This is a genomic window from Nocardia farcinica (genome assembly GCF_029867845.1).
GTDB classification, from domain to species: domain Bacteria; phylum Actinomycetota; class Actinomycetes; order Mycobacteriales; family Mycobacteriaceae; genus Nocardia; species Nocardia farcinica_A.
In genome coordinates this window covers 1-4459 of sequence record NZ_JARWRU010000441.1, presented here as the reverse complement: position 1 = coordinate 4459, position 4459 = coordinate 1, and the positions used below count along the sequence as shown (strand labels likewise).

General features: G+C 67.4%; 5 protein-coding genes and 4 tRNA genes. 8 read left to right on the top strand and 1 reads right to left on the bottom strand.

The window, feature by feature from the left end; genetic code table 11:
- A partial coding sequence (locus QH283_RS09435; protein WP_280502636.1) for a DUF520 family protein occupies positions 1-203 on the bottom strand: 203 nt, incomplete at its 3' end.
- A gap of 266 nt (positions 204-469) precedes the next feature.
- On the opposite strand from QH283_RS09435, the gene QH283_RS09430 reads away from it, so the two are divergent.
- From QH283_RS09430 to nusG, 8 genes are all read left to right on the top strand, one after another.
- Positions 470-552, top strand: a tRNA-Tyr gene (locus tag QH283_RS09430).
- Between the two features lie 407 nt (positions 553-959).
- A tRNA-Thr gene (locus QH283_RS09425) sits at positions 960-1032 on the top strand.
- Between the two features lie 70 nt (positions 1033-1102).
- Positions 1103-1175, top strand: a tRNA-Met gene (locus QH283_RS09420).
- Between the two features lie 43 nt (positions 1176-1218).
- Positions 1219-1389 (top strand): 50S ribosomal protein L33, encoded by a 171-nt coding sequence (gene rpmG, locus QH283_RS09415; protein ID WP_011211653.1) that lies wholly within the window; start codon positions 1219-1221, stop codon positions 1387-1389.
- Positions 1390-1571: 182 nt separating this feature from the next.
- Positions 1572-2657, top strand: a complete 1086-nt coding sequence (locus QH283_RS09410) for a fused (3R)-hydroxyacyl-ACP dehydratase subunits HadA/HadB (protein WP_280502635.1) — start codon at positions 1572-1574, stop codon at positions 2655-2657.
- Positions 2658-2967: 310 nt separating this feature from the next.
- Positions 2968-3040 (top strand) — tRNA-Trp (locus tag QH283_RS09405).
- 31 nt (positions 3041-3071) lie between these two features.
- Complete coding sequence (gene secE, locus QH283_RS09400) at positions 3072-3476, top strand: preprotein translocase subunit SecE (RefSeq protein ID WP_280502634.1); 405 nt, start codon at positions 3072-3074, stop codon at positions 3474-3476.
- A 144-nt stretch (positions 3477-3620) separates the two neighbouring features.
- The gene (gene nusG / locus QH283_RS09395; RefSeq protein ID WP_280502633.1) at positions 3621-4394 is read left to right on the top strand and encodes a transcription termination/antitermination protein NusG; all 774 of its coding nucleotides are present in this window, start codon (positions 3621-3623) and stop codon (positions 4392-4394) included.
- Positions 4395-4459: the final 65 nt, after the last annotated feature.

Genomic DNA, 4459 nt, shown 5'->3' with positions numbered 1-4459 from the left:
TCCTTGAAGACCTCGAGCGCCGCCTTGACCCGCTCCTCGGATTCCGCGGTCAGCACGATCTTCTCCTCGCCGGACCACTCGATCGCGGCGCCGGTGCCGCGGAAGTCGTAGCGGGTGTTCAGCTCCTTCTCCGCCTGATGCAGCGCGTTGTCGACCTCCTGCCGGTCGACCTTGCTCACGACATCGAATGACGAATCGGCCACACTGCGCTCCTGTTCCTCACGGGGTCCGACGATTCCGTACCGCCTGCCCAGCGCGACCGGGGGAGTACGGGCGATCGTCGGCACACTACCCGGACATTTGTACCCGCAATCACCCCGACGGCCGCACCCGCCGGTCGTGTCCCGCGGCGCGGCGCGCACCCCCGCCCCGGCGCGGCCCGCGTCCACCGGCACGGCGTTGGCCAGCCGGTTTGCATTCCGGCCGGGGGTTCGTTGTATTCTCGTCCACGCACCGGAAACGGTGGCACGGCAGGTTGCCCGAGCGGCCAATGGGAGCAGACTGTAAATCTGTCGGTGAAAGCCTACGTAGGTTCGAATCCTACACCTGCCACACCTTCGGCAGACGAGCCCCGCAAGCGAGAAATCGCTGCGGGGCTCTTCTGATTCTCCGGCTCCGATCCGGGCCACGGGATGCGAGCGAGTCCGCGAGCGCGGTCGACCCCGAGTGCGATCAATCCGAGTGCGATCAATCCGAGTGCGATCCGGCGTGCCGGCTCGCATCGCCGCGGCCGGGCTCTGCGCGCGGGGCGTCCCGCCCGCGCGCCGGTCGGGGCGCGTCCCTGCCTCGCCGCGCGCGCATCGCACCAGACATGCCCCGTCTCGCCCGGCCCGGCGCAAGCGCTCGAAAATGTGCTCTGACCAGCCGATTTGGTGTGCGCCGCGGCCTGTGTGTAATCTTCTTCAAGACGTCGCCGCCCCGGTAACTCACACGAGGGACAACGGAGCGAGCGTAGTCATGCCCCCTTAGCTCAGTCGGCAGAGCGTTTCCATGGTAAGGAAAAGGTCAACGGTTCGATTCCGTTAGGGGGCTCGCCGGATTGCCGGTGGTGTCCGACTCGGCAACCTCGCCGCGGCGTCGCCGACGGCAGTACCGCGCATAAGGCGGTGTAGCTCAGGCGGTAGAGCAAACGACTCATAATCGTTGTGTCGCCGGTTCGAGTCCGGCCATCGCTACCCAATACTGATTAATCAGGTCGACCGGAAAGAAGGCATAGTCGTGGCCGCGAAGTCCACCGATGTCCGGCCAAAGATCACCTTGGCCTGCGAGCAGTGCAAGCACCGCAACTACATCACCAAGAAGAACCGGCGCAACGACCCGGATCGGCTGGAACTGAAGAAGTTCTGCCCGAACTGCGGTACGCACCGCGCGCATCGCGAATCCCGCTGACTTCTCACGCGTGACATCTTCCGCGTGAACCGCCAGGGCCGGACGGCACAGTCGTCCGGCCCTTAGCGCTGTCTATGGCATGTTCACAGCGGGCTATGGCATGTTCACAACGGCAGGCTCGCACTTCAGGTACATGCCCCGCCGACCCCCCGGCTGCGGGGTCAGATAGGTACAGTCCCACCGTGACAACGAACACCGGTACTGAGCAAGCGGTCCAGGCGGGCGAAGAGACCTTCGACGCCGCGGCACACGCGGCGGCCATGGTCGGTCACCACTACCGCGTCGACGACTACTACGAGGTCGGCCGCGAGAAGGTGCGTGAGTACGCCCGCGCCGTGCAGGACTACCACCCGGTGCACTGGGACGAGAACGTCGCCCAGGAATACGGCTACGACGGCCTCGCCGCGCCGTTGACCTTCATCTCGCTCGTCGGCATCCTGGCCCAGCGCAAGCTGTTCGAGACGGTCGTCACCGGTTACGACCTGAGCCAGATCATGCAGACCGATCAGATCCTGGAGTTCCACCGCCCGATCCGGGTCGGCGACCAGTTGACCTGTGACGTGTACCTGCACTCGTTCCGGCAGGCCTTCGGCGGCGACATCATCGTCACCAAGAACATCGTCACCGCCCAGAACGACGAGCTGGTGCTCACCACCTACACCACTCTCGTCGGCCGCAGCGGCGCCGACATCGACCCCGGCCTGGCGGACGCGGTGCGCAACGTGCTCATGCACGGCATCGGCCCCGAGGAACCCGAGCACCACCCGCGCACCCCGCTGTCCGCCGCGGGCCTGGCCGGCTCGCCGCCGCCCCCGGTGACCGAGCCGGAGCCGTTCGTCAGCACCCACACCCGCGCCTTCGACTCGGTCGCGGTCGGCGACGAGCTGCCCGCCCGTCTGGTCCGGCTGACCCGCGGCGATCTGGTCAACTACGCGGGCGTCTCCGGCGACGCGAACCCGATCCACTGGAGCGACGAGGTGGTCAAGCTCGTCGGCCTCGACGACGTGGTCGCCCACGGCATGCTCACCATGGGCCTCGGCGGCGGCTTCATCAGCTCGTGGCTCGGTGATCCCGGCGCGGTCAAGGAATACAACGTGCGCTTCACCAGCCCGGTGTTCGTGCCCGCGGACGCGGCCGCCGAGATCGAGTACACCGGCAAGGTGAAGTCGGTCGACCCGCAGACCCGCACCGCGGTCGTGGCCATCGTCGCCAAGTCGGCGGGCAAGAAGATCTTCGGCCGCGCGACCGCGACCGTGCAGCTGTCCTGAATCCGCCTGGCCCCGCGCGCCGGATCTGTGCCCGCGCGGGGCGTCGCACTCGGGTGAATCCGCTGATCAGGGGCGGATTGGCCTTTGCGTGAGTAGGTCGAGTACACTCGGGAACCTGGGGTCACCGGCCGCTGCGCGCTGCTCTGTGGGGCTGGTTCCTGCGGGAGCCGGCAACGCCGACGCGGCGCGCGTGTTGTGTAGGGTGCCCAGTACTGTGTTCGGAGACGGCACAGCGCCACAATTGAATACAGCACCACAATTGAATACAGAACGGTGGTTGGACGGACGTGTTCCACACTGGTCCAACCGAAGGGGCGTAGCTCAACTGGCAGAGCAGCGGTCTCCAAAACCGCAGGTTGCAGGTTCAAGTCCTGTCGCCCCTGCCCTTTTTGCCAGCGACGAGAGAGGATCGACGTGAGCGACGAGCGGGACACTCGCCACGGCGCGCATGCGGCCGACGATGGCGATGGCACCGCCGCGGTGAACCGGCCGAGCGGCAAGCGCTCGGCTCGGCGCACTCGCTCCGTCTCCTCCTCCCAGGTCGGAACCGGTTCGATCGCCACGATCGACCGGTCGTCGAACAAAGCGGTCAAGTCCGCCGGCAAGGCCACCCGCGGAACGGGCTCGGGTAATCCGTTGAAGCGGCTGATCAAGTTCCTGCGAGAGGTCGTCGCGGAACTGCGCAAGGTGATCTGGCCGAACCGGAAGCAGATGGTCACCTATACGAGCGTTGTCCTGGTGTTCGTGGTCTTCATGGTCGCGTTCATCTGGGGGTTGGATGTGGCGTTCATCAAGGGTGTCGACTGGCTGTTCGGCTGAGGTCGATCGGTACGGTCGACGCCGTGGCTGTTCGGCCGAGGCCGACGCCGTAGCCGATCCCCGGGGCGGACCGGCGGAGGATTCCGCCACGCCCGGCCCGGCACGCAGAGGATGTACGTGACGACACAGGAAGCGAGTGCCCCAGTGAGCACCCCGGAGAACGACACCAACGACGAGTTCCCGGTCGACGACGTGGTGGCCGAGCAGGCCCGCGGCGAGGTGGACGACGCGGCGCCCGCCGAGGAGCCTGTGGCCGAAGAGACCGCCGCCCCGGCTCCCCAGGAGCCCGCCGATCCGGTCGCCGAGATGAAGGCGGCCCTGCGCAGCAAGCCCGGCGACTGGTACGTCATCCACTCCTACGCCGGTTACGAGAACAAGGTGAAGGCCAATCTCGAGACCCGCGTGCAGAACCTCGACCTCGAGGACTACATCTTCCAGGTCGAGGTGCCGACCGAAGAGGTCACCGAGATCAAGAACGGCCAGCGCAAGAACGTCAACCGCAAGGTGCTGCCCGGCTACATCCTGGTGCGCATGGAGCTCAACGACGAGTCGTGGGGCGCGGTCCGCAACACCCCCGGCGTCACCGGCTTCGTCGGCGCGACCTCCCGGCCCTCGCCGCTGTCCATCGACGACGTGGTGAAGTTCCTGGTGCCGGCCTCGCAGCAGAAGAAGGCCCCGGCCGCCGCCGCTGCCGCCGCGAGCACCGAGTCCGGCGCCGGCGAGGTGGCGCCCAAGCCGGTCATCGAGGTCGACTTCGAGGTCGGCGAGTCGGTGACGGTCATGGACGGCCCGTTCGCGACGCTGCCCGCCAGCATCTCCGAGGTCAACGCCGAGCAGCAGAAGCTCAAGGTGCTCGTGTCGATCTTCGGCCGCGAGACCCCGGTCGAGCTGGCCTTCACCCAGGTCGCGAAGATCTAGTTGCTTGCCGCGGCCCCGGGGCGGGGGGCGCCCGGGGTGGTGGGGCCCCGCCCCCGGGGGGGCGG